Source organism: Streptomyces griseus subsp. griseus (assembly GCF_000720255.1).
Lineage (GTDB): Bacteria > Actinomycetota > Actinomycetes > Streptomycetales > Streptomycetaceae > Streptomyces > Streptomyces griseus_I.
In genome coordinates, this window is the sequence record NZ_JOJE01000009.1 from 44,884 (window position 1) to 61,980 (window position 17,097).

The 17,097-nt window shown below is 70.9% G+C and carries 15 protein-coding genes; 9 read left to right on the forward strand and 6 right to left on the reverse strand.

Annotation, left to right across the window (positions count from 1 at the left end; translation table 11 throughout):
• Positions 1-162 precede the first annotated feature (162 nt).
• A complete protein-coding gene (locus IG99_RS14925; RefSeq protein ID WP_037674030.1) occupies positions 163-951 on the forward strand; it encodes a protein phosphatase 2C domain-containing protein in 789 nt (262 codons plus the stop codon).
• Between the two features lie 45 nt (positions 952-996).
• Here the strand turns inward: IG99_RS14925 and IG99_RS14930 are convergent, their stop codons facing one another.
• Together IG99_RS14930 and lon are read right to left on the reverse strand one after the other, a co-directional pair.
• Positions 997-1,428, reverse strand: coding sequence for a MarR family winged helix-turn-helix transcriptional regulator (locus tag IG99_RS14930; RefSeq protein ID WP_037674032.1), 432 nt, complete (start codon positions 1,426-1,428; stop codon positions 997-999).
• 217 nt (positions 1,429-1,645) lie between these two features.
• On the reverse strand, positions 1,646-4,069 hold the full coding sequence (gene lon, locus IG99_RS14935; RefSeq protein WP_037674033.1) for an endopeptidase La: 2,424 nt from the start codon (positions 4,067-4,069) through the stop codon (positions 1,646-1,648).
• Positions 4,070-4,246: 177 nt separating this feature from the next.
• On the opposite strand from lon, the gene IG99_RS14940 reads away from it, so the two are divergent.
• Entirely contained in the window at positions 4,247-4,909 is a 663-nt protein-coding gene (locus tag IG99_RS14940) for a GNAT family N-acetyltransferase (RefSeq protein WP_037674034.1), read from the forward strand.
• On the opposite strand, the gene IG99_RS14945 is transcribed toward IG99_RS14940, so the two are convergent.
• A complete protein-coding gene (locus tag IG99_RS14945; protein WP_037674036.1) occupies positions 4,881-5,678 on the reverse strand; it encodes a rhomboid-like protein in 798 nt (265 codons plus the stop codon). The genes IG99_RS14940 and IG99_RS14945 overlap by 29 nt on opposite strands.
• A 161-nt stretch (positions 5,679-5,839) precedes the next feature.
• Between IG99_RS14945 and IG99_RS14950 the strand changes: the two genes are divergently transcribed.
• The 7 genes from IG99_RS14950 (at position 5,840) to IG99_RS14980 (ending at position 15,129) form a co-directional block, all read left to right on the forward strand.
• Positions 5,840-6,517, forward strand: coding sequence for a spermidine synthase family protein (locus IG99_RS14950; RefSeq protein ID WP_037674039.1), 678 nt, complete (start codon positions 5,840-5,842; stop codon positions 6,515-6,517).
• Positions 6,518-6,651: 134 nt separating this feature from the next.
• Positions 6,652-7,389 carry a response regulator transcription factor gene (locus IG99_RS14955; RefSeq protein WP_037674041.1) on the forward strand — a complete coding sequence of 246 codons (738 nt, stop codon included), beginning with the start codon at positions 6,652-6,654 and terminating at the stop codon, positions 7,387-7,389.
• Positions 7,386-8,492: a HAMP domain-containing sensor histidine kinase gene (locus IG99_RS14960; protein WP_037674044.1), complete on the forward strand. Its 1,107-nt coding sequence runs from the start codon at positions 7,386-7,388 to the stop codon at positions 8,490-8,492. The genes IG99_RS14955 and IG99_RS14960 overlap by 4 nt, the downstream gene beginning before the upstream one ends.
• 290 nt (positions 8,493-8,782) lie before the next feature.
• Complete coding sequence (locus IG99_RS14965; protein WP_037674047.1) at positions 8,783-12,577, forward strand: multifunctional oxoglutarate decarboxylase/oxoglutarate dehydrogenase thiamine pyrophosphate-binding subunit/dihydrolipoyllysine-residue succinyltransferase subunit; 3,795 nt, start codon at positions 8,783-8,785, stop codon at positions 12,575-12,577.
• A 90-nt stretch (positions 12,578-12,667) separates the two neighbouring features.
• Positions 12,668-12,853, forward strand: a complete 186-nt coding sequence (locus tag IG99_RS14970; RefSeq protein ID WP_037674049.1) for a DUF6104 family protein — start codon at positions 12,668-12,670, stop codon at positions 12,851-12,853.
• A gap of 175 nt (positions 12,854-13,028) precedes the next feature.
• Positions 13,029-14,051, forward strand: a complete 1,023-nt coding sequence (locus tag IG99_RS14975) for a DUF4097 family beta strand repeat-containing protein (RefSeq protein ID WP_158973187.1) — start codon at positions 13,029-13,031, stop codon at positions 14,049-14,051.
• A gap of 1 nt (position 14,052) precedes the next feature.
• Positions 14,053-15,129 (forward strand): PadR family transcriptional regulator, encoded by a 1,077-nt coding sequence (locus tag IG99_RS14980; protein WP_037674052.1) that lies wholly within the window; start codon positions 14,053-14,055, stop codon positions 15,127-15,129.
• 40 nt (positions 15,130-15,169) lie between these two features.
• Here IG99_RS14980 and IG99_RS14985 read toward each other — a convergent pair whose 3' ends face one another.
• From IG99_RS14985 to IG99_RS14995, 3 genes are all read right to left on the reverse strand, one after another.
• Positions 15,170-15,739, reverse strand: a complete 570-nt coding sequence (locus IG99_RS14985) for a Clp protease N-terminal domain-containing protein (RefSeq protein WP_037674054.1) — start codon at positions 15,737-15,739, stop codon at positions 15,170-15,172.
• Complete coding sequence (locus IG99_RS14990) at positions 15,739-15,948, reverse strand: helix-turn-helix domain-containing protein (RefSeq protein WP_037674056.1); 210 nt, start codon at positions 15,946-15,948, stop codon at positions 15,739-15,741. Before IG99_RS14990 ends, IG99_RS14985 begins: the two co-directional genes overlap by 1 nt.
• A gap of 104 nt (positions 15,949-16,052) precedes the next feature.
• Complete coding sequence (locus IG99_RS14995) at positions 16,053-17,021, reverse strand: zinc-binding dehydrogenase (protein WP_037674058.1); 969 nt, start codon at positions 17,019-17,021, stop codon at positions 16,053-16,055.
• Positions 17,022-17,097 lie beyond the last annotated feature (76 nt).

The window sequence follows — 17,097 nt, forward strand, 5'->3', positions numbered from 1 at the left end:
GGTTGGACGTGGGCGACGGGGTTTGGCAGGATTCGCCGCCACGCCTTCCCGGAGCACAGTATTCCGCCTCAAACCGGGCGCCTGACCTGCTTCAGCGCACCCATCCGGCGCCGGATGCCAGCCTTTCGCGGACCTTGTGGAGACCTCGTGCAGACTGGCCGGATGCGAACGGAACTTGTGTCGGAGCCCGGCGGCCGGGCGTACCCCAACGAGGACTTCGCGAGCATCGGGCTGCCCGCCTCCGGACAGGGCGGTTCGCTCGTCGTCCTGGACGGCGTGACGCCGCCTCGGGGCGGGACGGGCTGTCTTCATTCGGTCCCCTGGTACACCGCGCGCCTGGGCGGGGCGTTGACCGAACTGACCGTTTCGCTCATGGATGTCCCCCTGTCCGACGCCCTGGCCCGCGCCATCGCGCGTACCTCCGAAGCCCACGCCGCAACCTGTGACCTTTCTCACCCACGGACCCCACAGGCCACGGTGGCCGTCGCCCGCTGGTCCCCGGACCGAGTCGAGTACCTCCTCCTGTCCGACGCGGCCCTGCTGCTGCAGTCCCCCGACGGCGTGGTCACCCCGCTCCTCGACGACCGCCTTTCCCGGCTGCCCCGCTCGGCCCTGGTCTCGGACACGGTGATCGACGCCACGCTCCGCAACAAGGAGGGCGGCTTCTTCACGGCGGCCGCGGATCCCGCGGTGGCGGCCCGGGCGGTCACCGGCGCAGTGCCCCGCGCCGAGGTCCGTGCGCTGGCCGGCCTGACGGACGGCGCGACGCGGTGGACGGAGAAGTTCCGCGAGGGCGACTGGACGGACCTGTTCACGTTCGTGCGCAAGGAGGGCCCGCGATCCCTGGTGGACCGGGTACGGGCGCTGGAGCGGGCCGACGCCGAGGAGCGGGCGTTCCTCGGACGCGCCAAGACGCACGACGACGCGACCGCGGTGTACGTGGAGCTGTGAGGCCCGGCGACACCGGTCCCCGGCGTCGGGCTCATCGAGGGCGGACTACTTCTCCACGCCCCGGTTCAGCTGGTTCAGCAGCCGGGCCAGCTCCGCGACCTCGCCGCGGTCCCAGTGGGAGAGCTGCGTGACGTAGCGGGCGCGGCGGGCCTCACGCACCTTGCCGACCCGGGAGCGGCCCTCCGGAGTGAGGTCGACCAGCCAGGCCCGTCCGTCGGCGGGGTCGGGCTCGCGGGTCACCAGGCCGAGCTGCTCCAGGGCGCGCAGCTGACGGGACATGGTCGCCTTGCCGACACCGATGTAGCCGGCGAGCGCCGTGGCGCGCTGGCGGCCGCACTCCTCCAGCCGGACGAGCAGACCGTACGCGGCGGACTCCAGGTCCGGGTGGACCTCGCGGGCCATCTCGCCCTGGCTGGCCCGGGCGCGCCGCAGCAGGACGGTCAGCTCCCGCTCCAGGGACAGGAACTCCTGGTCCATGTTTGCGTCCTCGTGCACGTCAGCACCCCTGTCCGGTTACCGGCTCTTCATGAAGAATCCTGCCGCACCCGAGCCCGTCCGGCCGCCGCCGCAGCCCGCCAAGTTTCGCAGAACCGGACCAATGACCTGCGTGGGTCACAGCGCTGCACCCGCCCGGGCCGCGAAGGCCCGGGCCCCCTTCGCGGGAACCCGGGCCTTCCTCATCCGGTCGCGTCCGTCACGCCGCCACCGGAACCTCCGGTGCCGCACCGTTCGTGGCCGGCGCGAGCGCCAGCTCCAGGACCTGGCGGACGTCCGTGACGGTGTGGACGTCGAGCTTCTCCAGCACCTCGGCGGGGACGTCGTCCAGGTCGGGCTCATTGCGCTTGGGGATGATCACGGTGGTGACCCCGGCCCGGTGCGCGGCGAGCAGCTTCTGCTTCACCCCGCCGATGGGCAGCACCCGCCCGGTCAGCGACACCTCACCGGTCATCGCCACGTCCGTGCGGACCAGGCGGCCCGAGAGCAGCGAGGCCAGCGCGGTCGTCATCGTGACGCCGGCGCTCGGCCCGTCCTTCGGCACCGCGCCCGCCGGGAAGTGGATGTGCGCGCCCCGGTCCTTCAGGTCACCGACCGGCAGCTCCAGCTCGGCGCCGTGCGAGCGCAGGAAGCTCAGCGCGATCTGCGCCGACTCCTTCATCACGTCGCCCAGCTGACCCGTCAGCGTCAGCCCCGCCGCGCCCGTCTCCGGGTCGGCCAGCGACGCCTCGACGTACAGCACGTCGCCGCCCGCGCCGGTCACCGCGAGGCCGGTCGCCACGCCCGGCACCGCCGTCCGCCGCTCGGCCGGGTCCTGGGCGGACTCCGGCACGTGGTGCGGCCGGCCGATGAGGGCCCGCAGGTCGCCGTCCGTGACGGTGAACGGCAGCTTCCGCTCGCCCAGTTCGTGCTGGGCGGCGACCTTGCGCAGCAGCCGGGCGACAGACCGCTCCAGGTTGCGCACGCCGGCCTCGCGGGTGTACTCGCCGGCGAGCTTGCGCAGCGCGCCCTCGTCGAGAGTCACCTCGTCCTTGTCCAGTCCGGCCCGCTCCAGCTGGCGCGGGAGCAGGTGGTCGCGGGCGATGACGACCTTCTCGTCCTCGGTGTAGCCGTCGAGGCGGACCAGCTCCATACGGTCGAGCAGGGCCTCCGGGATGGCCTCCAGGACGTTGGCCGTGGCGAGGAAGACGACGTCGCTGAGGTCGAGCTCGACCTCCAGGTAGTGGTCGCGGAAGGTGTGGTTCTGCGCCGGGTCGAGGACCTCCAGGAGGGCCGCCGCGGGGTCGCCGCGGAAGTCGGAGCCGACCTTGTCGATCTCGTCGAGGAGCACCACCGGGTTCATGGACCCGGCCTCCTTGATCGCCCGCACGATCCGGCCGGGCAGCGCGCCGACGTACGTACGCCGGTGGCCGCGGATCTCGGCCTCGTCGCGGACGCCGCCGAGGGCGACGCGGACGAACTTGCGGCCCATGGCGTGCGCGACGGATTCACCGAGCGAGGTCTTGCCGACGCCGGGCGGACCCACCAGCGCCAGCACGGCACCGCCGCGCCGCCCGCCGACGACACCCAGGCCACGGTCGTTGCGCCGCTTGCGCACCGCCAGGTACTCGGTGATCCGCTCCTTGACGTCCTCAAGACCGGAGTGCTCGGCGTCGAGCACGGCCTTGGCGCCCTGGATGTCGTACGAATCCTCGGTCCGCTCGTTCCACGGCAGCTCCAGGACGGTGTCGAGCCAGGTGCGGATCCAGGAGCCCTCCGGGGACTGGTCGCTGGACCGCTCCAGCTTGTCGACCTCCTTGAGGGCGGCCTCGCGGACGTTCTCGGGCAGGTCGGCGGCCTCGACCCGGGCGCGGTAGTCGTCGGACTCCTCGCCGTCCTTCTCCCCGTTGAGTTCGCGCAGCTCCTTGCGTACGGCCTCCAGCTGACGCCGCAACAGGAACTCGCGCTGCTGCTTGTCGACGCCTTCCTGGACGTCCTTGGCGATGGTCTCGGCGACGTCCTGCTCGGCGAGGTGGTCGCGCAGCTGCTGGGTGGCGAGCCTGAGGCGGGCCACGGGGTCGGCGGTCTCGAGCAGTTCGACCTTCTGCTCGACGGTCAGGAAGGGCGAGTAGCCGGAGTTGTCGGCGAGGGCGGAGACGTCGTCGATGGCCTGGACGCGGTCCACGACCTGCCAGGCGCCGCGCTTGCGCAGCCAGGCGGTGGCCAGGGCCTTGTACTCGGTGACCAGTTCGGAGACGTGGCCCGGCAGCGGCTCGGGCACACTCTCGTCGACGCGGGTGCCCTCGACCCACAAGGCCGCACCCGGCCCGGTCGTCCCGGCGCCGATCCTCACCCTGCCGCGGCCGCGGATCAGGGCGCCCGGGTCACCGTCGGCCAGCCGTCCGACCTGCTCGACGGTGCCGAGGACGCCGGTGCTGGCGTAGGTCCCGTCGATGCGTGGAACCAGCAGGACCTTGGGCTTGCCGGGCTCCGAGCGGGCGGCGGCCTGAGCGGCCTCCACCGCGGCGCGCACATCGGCGTCGCTCAGGTCCAGCGGAACCACCATCCCGGGCAGCACGACCTCGTCGTCGAGCGGCAGCACGGGCAAGGTGAGCGGTGTGAAGGCCGTGGACTCAGCAGCCATGATCTCCCCTTCGGCAGTCAAGTTGAGCTATGCCGACTCAATGCTCGGGAGTCTTTGAATGTTCCCCCACCGCCGTTCGCTCTGAGCGATCACCTCCGCGGCACGGGTCGACAGACCGCCCGACGTGCGTCTGTAATAAGCAATAGGCAGTTACAGCTATTACTGGCGGGGGGATCCATGGACGGTGTCGTACGGGCGTGGGTGGACGGGTGGGTCGTGTCACGCGGGGCCTCGTCTCCGGTGCGCGAGCCCTGGGGATTCACGATCGACGTCGGGGAGGCGGACCATGTCTCGCGCCACGTCCTCGACGCGACGAACGACGCCGTCGACGAGGAGACGGTCAGCAAGGTGGCCGATGCGGTGACCGGCGCCGGCGTGTGGCTCAAGGTGTTCCAGGAGCCGTCGGTCGTCGGCGGCCGGCTGGGACCGGACTGGTGGGTCGACCCCGAGCCCGGGTACCTGATGACGGCCCCCCTGACGGACGCCGCGGGGGACGCGTCGGCCCCGGACGGCTGCCGACTGCGCACCTGGTCGCGCGGCGGTGTGACCCGCGTCCTGGTCACCGCCGCGGACGGCTCCCTCGCCGCACGCGGCCAGGTCGCACCGACCGGGGTCACCGCGGTCGTCGACCGGATCTGGACCTCCCCCGCCCACCGCCGCCGCGGCCTCGGCGGCCTCGTCGTCCGCGTCCTGCAGCGTGCGGCGGCCGAACAGGGCGCGGAGACCGGCGTTCTGGCGGGGACTCCGGCGGGACGCGCGCTGTACGAGAGCCTGGGCTGGCAAGTGGTGTCACCACTGACCAGCGCGAAGTTCACCGGGCGACCGGACGGGCCTGCGTGAGCGCGCGGGCGCGCCGCCACCGTCGCACCAGCGGCCAGGTCGCGATGCCGATGGCCAGGGAGATCAGGTGGCCCCAGTTCGTCATCGGGTCCGTGAAGGCGATCAGGTCGGCGACGAGCGTCCAGCCGACCCCGGCCAGCAGGGGCCACCTCAGCCAGGGGGTCAGCAGACCGGCGAGGGCGCCGACACTCGTGGCGACGCCGAAGCTGACGCCGTAGTCGAGGCGGTGCAGGGAACTGTCGGGCAGATGGCCGGCCAGGACCGCGAGGCCCACCGGGACCTCGGTGGCGAGGGTGGCCAGGACGTGCCCGAGCAGGAAGACACCGGCCGTACGCGCACCGCCGATCCGTCGCTCCAGGCCGGTCAGGACGAGGACGAGCCCGATCGCGTAGGGCGAGAGGACCCCGCCCGCGATCCACAGCGCGCTCCCCACCAGCACCAGCACCGGTGTCCGCACCAGGTGCGCCACGTCCGTGCTGGACCCCTGGTGCAGGGCGTACACCAGCCCGGGTCCCGCGTATTCGGTGATGAGCGAGGTGACGGCGAGGACGGCGACGTAGACGAAGGTGAACGGCGTGCCGGTGGGCGTGGGGAGGAGCCGCCAGGGGCGGGGGGCCCGGCGGGCGGCGGCACTGGGTGCCTCGGGCGCCACGGGCACCACGGGAGCGGTGGGGTGCAGCGGCCCGCGCTGGCTCGGGATCCCGTCCAGCAGGGGCGGGGACGCAGGCGCCGAAGGGGCCTGGGTGTCGGCCCGCGCAGTCCGTTCCAAGGTGAGGCGCTCCTTCCGTTTCGCCTCACCTTTCGCTCCGCACGGACCGCCTGTCTGTGACCGGCGCCACCCGGACGCCGATTCTCAGCGACTTCCCAGCCCGCACTCACCTGCGTCTTAATTCCTCCAACGGTCCGTCACATCGGTGCCAGGATGAGCACATGGCCATCGCTTACGACATTCCCGAAGTCCTGGACCGTCGCGAGGGTCCCTACGGCGAGGTCGTCCTGCGCCGCCACGGCGAGCTGCTCCAGATCATCGCCAACGGCTGCTTCCTGATGGACACCTCCGACGGCCGCTCGGAACGCTTGCTCGTCGACGCCACGTTGAGCGCCCTCGGCGGGCGGGCCGCACCGCACGTCCTGATCGGCGGCCTGGGCGTCGGCTTCTCTCTGGCGCACGCCGCCGCCGACCCCCGCTGGGGACGGATCACGGTCGTCGAGCGCGAGACCGCCGTCATCGACTGGCACCGCCGCGGCCCCCTGTCCGGGTTGTCCCGCGACGCCCTCGCCGACCCTCGCACCGAGATCGTCGCAGCGGACCTGCTCGAATTCGTCAATGAGACATGCGACACGTACGACGCGCTGTGCCTGGACATCGACAACGGGCCCGACTGGACCGTCACCGACGGCAACGACGGGCTGTACGGTCCGGTCGGACTGGCAAGCTGTGCAAGGGTGTTGAGACCGGGCGGGGTGCTCGCGGTGTGGTCCGCGAAGCCGTCGCCGGATTTCGAGGGAACCTTGAGGAATGCCGGGTTCCAACAGGTGCGTACCGAAGAGATCCCGGTTGCCCGAGGCGTTCCCGACGTAGTGCATCTCGCGGTAAGACCTGGATAGCAAAGGCGCGGTGCCTCCCCGTACGCTGCTCCCCTGACGCGGATCATTCAAGCGTCAATCGCAACCATGCGCAGGCACAGCCAGTCAGACGGGATCACCCCACTGGTTCCGGAAAGCACACTCAGGGGCGGGCGATGGAGCAGACACACACCTCCCACAGCACGACGACGGCGACTCCGGGCGCCCAGCGACGCGTCCTGGTGGTCGAGGACGACCCGACGATCGTCGACGCCATCGCAGCCCGCCTGCGCGCCGAGGGATTCCTCGTGCAAACGGCGGGCGACGGTCCGGCGGCCGTCGACACCGCAGAGGCCTGGCAGCCCGATCTGCTGATCCTCGACATCATGCTGCCCGGCTTCGACGGTCTGGAGGTCTGCCGTCGTGTGCAGGCCGCCCGCCCGGTGCCGGTGATGATGCTCACCGCGCGTGACGACGAGACCGACATGCTGGTCGGGCTCGGCGTCGGCGCCGACGACTACATGACCAAACCCTTCTCGATGCGGGAGCTGGCCGCGCGCGTGCACGTCCTGCTGCGCCGTGTGGAGCGGGCCGCGCTCGCCGCGACCACGCCGCGCAGCGGCATCCTGCGGCTCGGCGAGCTGGAGATCGACCACGCGCAGCGCCGGGTGCGGGTGCGCTCGGAGGACGTGCACCTGACGCCCACCGAGTTCGACCTGTTGGTCTGCCTGGCCAACACCCCGCGCGCGGTGCTCTCCCGTGAGCAGCTCCTGGCCGAGGTGTGGGACTGGGCGGACGCCTCCGGCACCCGCACGGTCGACAGCCACATCAAGGCGCTGCGCCGGAAGATCGGCGCCGAGCGCATCCGTACGGTCCACGGCGTGGGTTACGCGCTGGAGACCCCGAATCCATGAGCGAAGGGCGGTCGGCCGCACGGAGGAGCCCCGGGGAGCCCTGGGGCGGCGTACGCCCGTTCTCGATCAAGACCAAGCTGGGCGCGCTCGTCGTCATCTCGGTGCTGATCACCACCGGTCTGTCGATGATCGCGGTGCACACCAAGACGGAACTGCGCTTCATCACGGTCTTCTCGATGATCGCCACACTGCTCATTACGCAGTTCGTGGCTCATTCACTCACCGCTCCGCTGGACGAGATGAACACGGTCGCCCGGTCCATCTCGCACGGTGACTACACGCGCCGCGTGCGGGAGAACCGCTGGGACGAACTGGGCGACCTGGCTCAGACGATCAACGCCATGGCGGACGAGCTGGAGGCGCAGGACCGCCAGCGCAAGGAGCTCGTCGCCAACGTCTCGCACGAGCTGCGCACCCCCATCGCGGGTCTGCGCGCCGTCCTGGAGAACGTCGTGGACGGCATCGCCGAGGCCGACCCCGAGACGATGCGCACGGCCCTGAAGCAGACCGAGCGCCTGGGACGGCTCGTGGAGACGCTCCTGGACCTCTCCCGCCTGGACAACGGCGTCGTACCGCTGCGCAAGCGGCGTTTCGAGGTGTGGCCGTACCTCTCGGGCGTGCTGAAGGAGGCCAACATGGTCGCCTCCGCGCGGGCGACGATGGGCTCGGGCGGCTCGCACACCCGGACCGACGTCCATCTGCACCTGGACGTCTCCCCGCCGGAGCTGACCGCGCACGCCGACCCGGAGCGCATCCACCAGGTGGTCGCCAATCTGATCGACAACGCGGTCAAGCACAGCCCGCCGCACGGCCGCGTGACGGTCAAGGCGCGGCGCGGGGCGGTGCCCGAGTCGCTGGAGCTGGAGGTCCTGGACGAGGGCCCCGGCATCCCCCGGTCGGAGTGGCACCGTGTGTTCGAGCGATTCAACCGGGGTGCGGTGCGCCGGCCGCACGGGCCGGGCAGCGACGGCGGTACGGGGCTCGGGCTGGCGATCGCCCGCTGGGCCGTGGATCTCCACGGAGGCCGGATCGGAGTGGCTGAATCCGAGCGAGGTTGCCGGATTCTCATCACTCTTCCGGGAGAGACATCTGTGCCAAGTTGACGTAAAGTCCGAACCGGAGCCTCAAGATCCACCGGAGTCCGCGCTGACGGACACGTGTGATCAGGCACAGGTCTGCGCGCTGGGCGCGTACGGCCCTCATCTCTGTATCCCCCACGGCCGTTCCGAAGCGGAACCACGCTTGTTTCCCGCCATTTACAGCCGTGAAACGCGCTCTGAGATGTGACTTACACGACGATGAACGGGCCCGACCTGACCTTCACCGTCTTGGGGGCGTAGCCTTTATTCCCGCTGTCCATCACCTTGTGAAGCGGAAGAGGGCGGTTGCCGCCGTGTCGCCACAGTCCCCCAGTAACTCGAGCATCTCGACCGACGCCGACCAAGCGGGCAAGAACCCCGCTGCCGCGTTCGGTCCGAACGAGTGGCTCGTCGACGAGATCTATCAGCAGTACCTCCAGGACCCGAATTCGGTCGATCGCGCCTGGTGGGACTTCTTCGCCGACTACAAGCCGGGCGCCGCGGGCGCCCCGGCTCCGGCGGGTACTGCGGCCGCGGGGGTCGCAGAGACCCCCACGGCTCCTGCGGCCCCGGCCGCCGCCGCTCCTGCGGCTCCGGCCGCCGCGCCGGCCCCCGCGGCCCCGAAGCCCGCGGCCGCCGCGCCGGCTCCCGCCAAGGCCGCCGCGCCTGCTCCGGCTCCCGCGAAGCCCGCGGCCGCCAAGCCGAAGGCCGCACCGGCCGCCGAGGCCGCGGCGCCCGCCGAGGGGCCCGAGTTCGTGACGCTGCGCGGCCCGTCCGCCGCGGTCGCGAAGAACATGAACGCCTCCCTGGAGCTGCCCACGGCCACGTCCGTGCGCGCGGTGCCGGTGAAGCTGCTCTTCGACAACCGCATCGTCATCAACAACCACCTCAAGCGCGCCCGGGGCGGGAAGATCTCCTTCACGCACCTGATCGGCTACGCGATGGTGCAGGCCATCAAGGCCATGCCGTCGATGAACTACGCGTTCGGTGAGAAGGACGGCAAGCCGACCCTCGTCAAGCCGCCGCACGTCAACCTCGGTCTCGCCATCGACCTGGTCAAGCCGAACGGCGACCGCCAGCTGGTCGTCGCGGCGATCAAGAAGGCCGAGACGCTGAACTTCTTCGAGTTCTGGCAGGCCTACGAGGACATCGTCCGTCGCGCCCGCGACAACAAGCTGACGATGGACGACTTCACCGGTGTGACGGTCTCCCTGACCAACCCCGGTGGCCTCGGCACGGTCCACTCGGTGCCGCGTCTGATGCCCGGCCAGTCGGTGATCATGGGCGTCGGCTCCATGGACTACCCGGCGGAGTTCCAGGGCACCTCCCAGGACACCCTGAACAAGCTCGGCATCTCCAAGGTCATGACGCTCACGTCGACCTACGACCACCGGGTCATCCAGGGCGCCGCCTCCGGCGAGTTCCTGCGCGCCGTCGCCAACCTCCTGCTCGGCGAGAACGGCTTCTACGACGACGTCTTCGAGTCGCTGCGCATCCCCTACGAGCCGGTCCGCTGGCTCAAGGACATCGACGCCAGCCACGACGACGACGTCACCAAGGCCGCCCGCGTCTTCGAGCTGATCCACTCCTACCGGGTCCGCGGCCACGTCATGGCCGACACCGACCCGCTGGAGTACCAGCAGCGCAAGCACCCCGACCTGGACATCACCGAGCACGGGCTCACCCTGTGGGACCTGGAGCGCGAGTTCGCCGTCGGCGGTTTCGCCGGCAAGTCGATGATGAAGCTGCGCGACATCCTCGGCGTGCTGCGCGACTCGTACTGCCGCACCACCGGCATCGAGTTCATGCACATCCAGGACCCCAAGCAGCGCAAGTGGATCCAGGACCGTGTCGAGCGCAGCCACACCAAGCCGGAGCGCGAGGAGCAGCTGCGCATCCTGCGCCGGCTGAACGCGGCGGAGGCCTTCGAGACCTTCCTCCAGACCAAGTACGTCGGCCAGAAGCGCTTCTCCCTGGAGGGCGGCGAGACCGTCATCCCGCTGCTGGACGCGGTCCTCGACTCGGCCGCCGAGTCCCGCCTGGACGAGGTCGTCATCGGCATGGCCCACCGCGGCCGCCTCAACGTCCTCGCCAACATCGTCGGCAAGTCGTACGCGCAGATCTTCCGCGAGTTCGAGGGCAACCTCGACCCGAAGTCGATGCACGGCTCCGGCGACGTGAAGTACCACCTGGGCGCCGAGGGCACCTTCACGGGCCTGGACGGCGAGCAGATCAAGGTCTCGCTGGTCGCCAACCCCTCGCACCTGGAGGCGGTGGACCCGGTCCTGGAGGGCGTCTCGCGCGCCAAGCAGGACATCATCAACAAGGGCGGCACGGACTTCACCGTCCTGCCGGTGGCGATCCACGGCGACGCGGCCTTCGCGGGCCAGGGCGTGGTGGCCGAGACCCTGAACATGTCGCAGCTGCGCGGCTACCGCACCGGCGGCACGGTCCACATCGTCATCAACAACCAGGTCGGCTTCACGGCCGCGCCGGAGTCCTCCCGTTCGTCGATGTACGCGACGGACGTGGCGAGGATGATCGAGGCCCCGATCTTCCACGTGAACGGCGACGACCCGGAGGCCTGCGTCCGCGTGGCGCGCCTGGCCTTCGAGTTCCGCCAGGCCTTCAACAAGGACGTGGTGATCGACCTCATCTGCTACCGCCGCCGCGGTCACAACGAGACGGACAACCCGGCCTTCACCCAGCCGCTGATGTACGACCTGATCGACAAGAAGCGCTCGGTGCGCAAGCTGTACACCGAGTCCCTGATCGGTCGCGGCGACATCACCCTGGAAGAGGCCGAGCAGGCGCTCCAGGACTTCCAGGGCCAGCTGGAGAAGGTCTTCACCGAGGTCCGCGAGGCCACCTCGCAGCCCGCCTCCGGTGACTCCCACGACGGTCAGGACACCTTCCCGGTCGCGGTGAACACCGCGGTCTCCGCCGAGGTCGTCAAGCGGATCGCCGAGTCCCAGGTCAACATCCCCGACCACATCACCGCGCACCCGCGGCTGCTGCCGCAGCTGCAGCGCCGTGCGGCGATGGTCGAGGACGGCACGATCGACTGGGGCATGGGAGAGACCCTCGCCGTCGGCTCCCTCCTCCTGGAGGGCGTCCCGGTCCGCCTGGCCGGCCAGGACTCCCAGCGCGGCACGTTCGGCCAGCGCCACGCGGTGATCATCGACCGGGAGACCGGCGAGGAGTTCACGCCGCTCAACTACCTCGCCGAGGACCAGTCGCGGCTGAACGTCTACAACTCGCTGCTCTCCGAGTACGCGGCCATGGGCTTCGAGTACGGCTACTCGCTGGCCCGCCCGGACGCGCTGGTGATGTGGGAGGCGCAGTTCGGCGACTTCGTCAACGGCGCGCAGACGGTGGTGGACGAGTTCATCTCGTCGGCCGAGCAGAAGTGGGGCCAGACCTCCGGCGTCACCCTGCTCCTGCCGCACGGCTACGAGGGCCAGGGGCCGGACCACTCCTCCGCCCGTCCGGAGCGCTTCCTGCAGATCTGCGCCCAGAACAACATGACGGTCGCCATGCCGACGCTGCCGTCGAACTACTTCCACCTCCTGCGGTGGCAGGTGCACAACCCGCACCACAAGCCGCTGGTCGTCTTCACCCCGAAGTCGATGCTGCGCCTGAAGGCGGCGGCCTCGAAGGCGGACGAGTTCACGGCGGGCCAGTTCCGCCCGGTCATCGGCGACGCGTCGGTCGACCCGGCCGCGGTCCGCAAGGTCGTCTTCTGCGCGGGCAAGGTCTACTACGACCTGGAGGCCGAGCGTCAGAAGCGCGGTGTCACGGACACGGCGATCATCCGCGTCGAGCGCCTGTACCCGCTGCCGGGTGCCGAGCTCCAGGCGGAGGTCAACAAGTACCCGAACGCCGAGAAGTACCTCTGGGCCCAGGAGGAGCCGGCGAACCAGGGTGCCTGGCCGTTCATCGCCCTGAACCTGATCGACCACCTGGACCTGGCGGTCGGCGCCGACGTGCCTCACGGCGAGCGTCTGCGGCGCATCTCGCGCCCGCACGGCTCGTCCCCGGCCGTCGGTTCCGCCAAGCGCCACCAGGCCGAGCAGGAGCAGCTGGTGCGCGAGGTGTTCGAGGCGTAACCGCCGCCCTCGCAGGTCGTACGTGACCGGGCCGCACCCCCTGTTGTCGGGGGTGCGGCCCGGCCGTTTCGGCGCACTTATCCTTGAGCCATGTACTTCACGGACCGTGGCATCGAAGAGCTGGAGAAGCGGCGCGGCGAGGAGGAAGTCACCTTCGAGTGGCTCGCCGAGCAGCTGCGGACGTTCGTCGACCTGAACCCGGACTTCGAGGTCCCGGTGGAGCGGCTGGCGACGTGGCTGGCTCGACTGGACGACGAGGACGACGACGAGGAGTAGGAGTCGGTCGTCCGACGCTTTGCCTGGGGGCGCCTGTATGGCGCCCCTTTTGCATGCCCGTCCGCAGCCCCCTGATCACCAGAACGGGTGCCTTGACTTTCCACCCCCGCGATATATCGTGAATCACGTAAGACGCGATATGGCGTGTTGGGCAGTGGTCGGGGAGGTCGTCAGCATGTCCGAGTGGTCCGTCTCAGAGCCCGGGAAGCTCACCTTCGACGAGCCGGTGAGCGAGCTCCAGGTGCGCATCGTCCGTGGAACAGTGAACGTCGTGGGGACCGACGAGGGTTCCGCCCGTCTGGAGGTCTCCGAGATCGACGGCCCTCCCCTGGTGGTCACACAGCAGGACGGCATCCTCACGGTGGCGTACGAGGACCTGCCCTGGAAGGGCTTCCTCAAGTGGCTCGACCGCAAGGGCTGGCGGCGCACCGCCGTGGTCTCGCTGGCCGTTCCGGCGCGCACCCGCGTGGAGGTGGGCGTGGTGAGCGCCGCGGCCGTGGTGTCGGGCATCGAGGCGCGAGCCGAGGTCAAGGGGGTCTCCGGGGACACCACCCTCGTGGGTCTCGCCGGGCCGGTGCGTGCGGACACCGTCTCGGGGAGTGTGGAGGCCCAGGCCCTCTCCGGCGACCTGCGCTTCAATTCCGTCTCCGGGGACCTGACCGTGGTCGACGGCGCCGGCTCCTCCGTGAAGGCCGACTCGGTGAGCGGTTCGATGATCGTCGACCTCGACCCGACGGCCCGCCCCACCGACGTCACCCTCTCGAGCGTCTCGGGCGAGATCGCCATCCGGCTGCCCCACCCGGCGGACGCGGAGGTGGAGGCCAACACGGCCAGCGGCGCGGTCTCCAACGCCTTCGAGGACCTGCGGGTCAGCGGCCAGTGGGGAGCCAAGCGGATCACCGGACGCCTGGGCGCGGGCAACGGCCGGCTGAAGGCGACGACGGTGTCCGGCTCGATCGCCTTGCTGCGGCGCCCGCAGGAGGACGGGGAGAGCGACGCCTGGGAGGCCGACCCCACGTCCGCGACCACCCGGCCGTCACCATCCGCTGCGGCTTCCGCTTCCGCCCCGTTGGCCCCGACGGACCCTGCGGATGGCGCGCGGGTCTCCTCGGGGGACAATTCCGGTTCCGGCCCGGGCGGCGACGCGACCTCGACCGATGCCCCGGCCGACGGCACGACCGACAAGAAGGTGCTCTGACATGCCCCCCGTCTTCGCCCATGGCCGCCTCCGCCTCTACCTGCTGAAGCTGCTGGACGAGGCCCCGCGTCACGGCTACGAGGTGATCCGCCTCCTCGAGGAACGCTTCCAGGGGCTCTACGCTCCCTCCGCGGGCACGGTCTATCCCCGCCTGGCCAAGCTGGAGGCCGAGGGACTGGTCACCCACACCACCGAGGGCGGCCGCAAGGTGTACGCCATCACGGACGCGGGCCGCGCCGAACTGGCCGACCGCAGCGGTGAGCTGGCCGACCTGGAACTGGAGATCCGGGAGTCGGTCGCGGAGCTGGCCGCCGAGATACGGGCCGATGTGCGCGGCGCGGCCGGTGACCTGCGGCGCGAGATGCGGGCGGCGGCCACCGAGGCCCGCCGGGGCACGAGCACCGGCGGGGGCGAGCATGTCCCCTTCGGAGATCTCGGCGACCCCGGTGCGTACGGCGAGTACGGAGACAAGGAGGCGTGGCGCGCCGCGAAGGAGGAGATGCGCCGCGTCAAGCAGGAGTGGAAGGAGCAGGCCAGGCGGGCAAAGGACGAGAGCCGCCGGGCCCGCGACGAGGCCCAGCGGGCCCGGCGCCAGGCCAAGGAGGCCCAGGACCGGGCCCGGACACAGACGCAGGAGGAGGTGCAGCGCATCGCCCGGCGGGTGCAGGAGCAGGTGCAGGACCACTTCGCGCGGGGTGACTGGCCCACGGGGCTGCGGGAGGGACTGACCGAGCTGGCCAAGGAGTTCGGCGAGTTCGGCAAGGACTTCGGGAAGGAGTTCGGCAAGGACTTCGGGTTCGGCCGGACGGGGCCCGGCGGCCGGGCGGCGACCGCGGAACCCGAGTACGGGCAGACCCCGGAGGACTTCCCCGCCGATTACCAGCCCGCCTGGGCCCACGAGGACCCCACCGGCGATCCCGCCCGCGACCTGGACCGCCTCCTCGACCGCTTCCGGGACGACATCCGTGACGCGGCCCGAGACCACGGCATCAGCCCCGGCCAGTTGACCGACGCCCGCCGTCACCTGTCGACGGCGGCGGCACACATCGGAGCGATACTGCGAACGCCGAAGGGCTGAGGGATTGAGGGATTGAGGGCCTGAGGGGCGAGGGGCGGCCTCAGCCGGCGGCCCGGGCCTCGCCCCCCTCGCCGTACAGCACCCGCGTCACCGACGCGTGGGTCACGCCGTGGTCGGCGAGGGTCTCAGCGGGGACGCCCGGAAGGGTGGTCAGGGCGAGGAGTATGTGTTCGTCGCCGACATGACGGTCACGGCGGGCCACCGCGGCGCGCAGGGCCCTTTCGAGAACATCCTTCGCACCCCGGCTGAAGCTGCGCCGGCCCGACCACCGGCCCTTGTCCGCGCGGTCGCCGGACAGTGCCCCGACACCGTGCGCCTCCTCGACCCGGGAGACGATCGCGGAGAGGTCGATGCCCAGCCCGGCCAGGGCGTCGGCCTCCGCCCGCGTCAGACCGGCGCGTCGGCGCGCGGCGTCCAGCGCCTGCCGTACCGACTCCCGGCGTTCGGTGAGGCCCAACGCGGCCAGCGCGAAGGAGGCGCGGCTCGCCTCGCGGTCGAGCAGCGCGAGCAGCAGGTGCTCGGGGTCGACGCACTGCGAGCCGGAGCGCCGGCCGTGGGCGACGGCGCCCCGCACCACGTCGCGGGCGTCCTGCGTGAAGCGTTCGAACATCACTGCCTCCCGTACTTCTTGTGCACGGCCTGCCTGCTGACGCCGAGTTCCGCGGCGATCTCCTGCCACGACCAGCCCTGATGGCGCGCACTGCGCACCTGCACCGCCTCCAGCTGCTCCAGCAGCCTGCGCAGTGCGGCGACGGCGCGCAGTCCGACCCGCGGATCGCGGTCACCCGCGCGCTCGGCGAGATCCGTTGCTTCGGTCATGACGTCAACTTACGTTGACACCAAGGGGACGTCAACCGAAGTTGACACATGGGACAGCGGAAAGGCGGGCCCGCAGCGCCGGGCCCGCCTCTGCGGTAGTGGTCTCAGGAGTTGTTCGTGAGGACGATCTTTCCGAACTGGTCACCCGAGGCCAGCCGCTCGAAGCCCTCGCGGGCCCGGTCCATCGGCAGTACCTCGTCGATGACAGGGCGCACGCCGGTCGCGGCGCAGAAGGCGAGCAGGTCCTCCAGCTCGTCCTTGGTGCCCATCGTGGAGCCGACGATCTTGAGCTCCAGGAAGAAGACGCGGGTCAGCTCGGCGTGGGAGGGCCGGTCGCCGCTCGTCGCACCGGAGATGACGAGCGTGCCGCCGGGCCGCAGGGACTTGATCGAGTGCGACCAGGTGGCGGCACCGACGGTCTCGATGACGGCGTCCACCCGCTGCGGCAGCCGCGCCCCCGGCTCCAGCGCCTCGACAGCCCCGAGTTCCACGGCCCGCTTCCGCTTGGCCTCGTCGCGGCTGGTGGCGAAGACCCGCAGCCCGGCCGCCTTCCCGAGGACGATCGCGGCCGTGGCGACTCCGCCGCCGGCGCCCTGGACGAGGACCGAGTCGCCGGGGCGTACACCGGCGTTGGTGAAGAGCATGCGGTAGGCCGTCAGCCAGGCGGTGGGCAGGCAGGCGGCCTCCTCGAAGGAGAGCTCCTTGGGCTTGGGCAGGAGGTTCCAGGTCGGTACGGCGACCTGCTCGGCAAAGGTGCCCTGGTAGCGCTCGGTGAGGATGGAGCGGGGTTCGTCGGGGCCGACCCCGTGCCCGGACTGTCCGATGACGGAGTACAGGACGACCTCGTTGCCGTTCTCGTCGACGCCGGCGGCGTCACAGCCGAGGATCATCGGCAGCTTGTCCTCTGCGAGGCCCACGCCGCGCAGGGACCACAGGTCGTGGTGATTGAGGGAGGCGGCCCTGATATTGACGATGCTCCAGCCGGGCCGGGCCACGGGGGCGGGACGCTCCCCCAACTCCAGTCCGGAAAGCGGCTGGTCACGGTCGATTCGGGCGGCGTAGACGGCGAACATGAAGCCGACGATAGGGTCCCGGCCCGGCCGACGAAACCAGGGGGCCGTGTGACACATCCCCTCTTGCGAACCGCTG

Bases quoted from the DNA above. Each gene is read 5' to 3' on its own strand.
- IG99_RS14930 (WP_037674032.1), bottom strand. From the start codon at position 1,428: ATGGACCAGGAGTTCCTGTCCCTGGAGCGGGAGCTGACCGTCCTGCTG.
- IG99_RS14980 (WP_037674052.1), top strand. From the start codon at position 14,053: ATGCCCCCCGTCTTCGCCCATGGCCGCCTCCGCCTCTACCTGCTGAAG.
- IG99_RS14955 (WP_037674041.1), top strand. From the start codon at position 6,652: ATGGAGCAGACACACACCTCCCACAGCACGACGACGGCGACTCCGGGC.
- IG99_RS14950 (WP_037674039.1), top strand. From the start codon at position 5,840: ATGGCCATCGCTTACGACATTCCCGAAGTCCTGGACCGTCGCGAGGGT.
- IG99_RS14995 (WP_037674058.1), bottom strand. From the start codon at position 17,021: ATGTTCGCCGTCTACGCCGCCCGAATCGACCGTGACCAGCCGCTTTCC.
- IG99_RS14970 (WP_037674049.1), top strand. From the start codon at position 12,668: ATGTACTTCACGGACCGTGGCATCGAAGAGCTGGAGAAGCGGCGCGGC.
- IG99_RS14985 (WP_037674054.1), bottom strand. From the start codon at position 15,739: ATGTTCGAACGCTTCACGCAGGACGCCCGCGACGTGGTGCGGGGCGCC.
- IG99_RS14975 (WP_158973187.1), top strand. From the start codon at position 13,029: ATGTCCGAGTGGTCCGTCTCAGAGCCCGGGAAGCTCACCTTCGACGAG.
- lon (WP_037674033.1), bottom strand. From the start codon at position 4,069: ATGGCTGCTGAGTCCACGGCCTTCACACCGCTCACCTTGCCCGTGCTG.
- IG99_RS14960 (WP_037674044.1), top strand. From the start codon at position 7,386: ATGAGCGAAGGGCGGTCGGCCGCACGGAGGAGCCCCGGGGAGCCCTGG.
- IG99_RS14990 (WP_037674056.1), bottom strand. From the start codon at position 15,948: ATGACCGAAGCAACGGATCTCGCCGAGCGCGCGGGTGACCGCGATCCG.
- IG99_RS14925 (WP_037674030.1), top strand. From the start codon at position 163: ATGCGAACGGAACTTGTGTCGGAGCCCGGCGGCCGGGCGTACCCCAAC.
- IG99_RS14940 (WP_037674034.1), top strand. From the start codon at position 4,247: ATGGACGGTGTCGTACGGGCGTGGGTGGACGGGTGGGTCGTGTCACGC.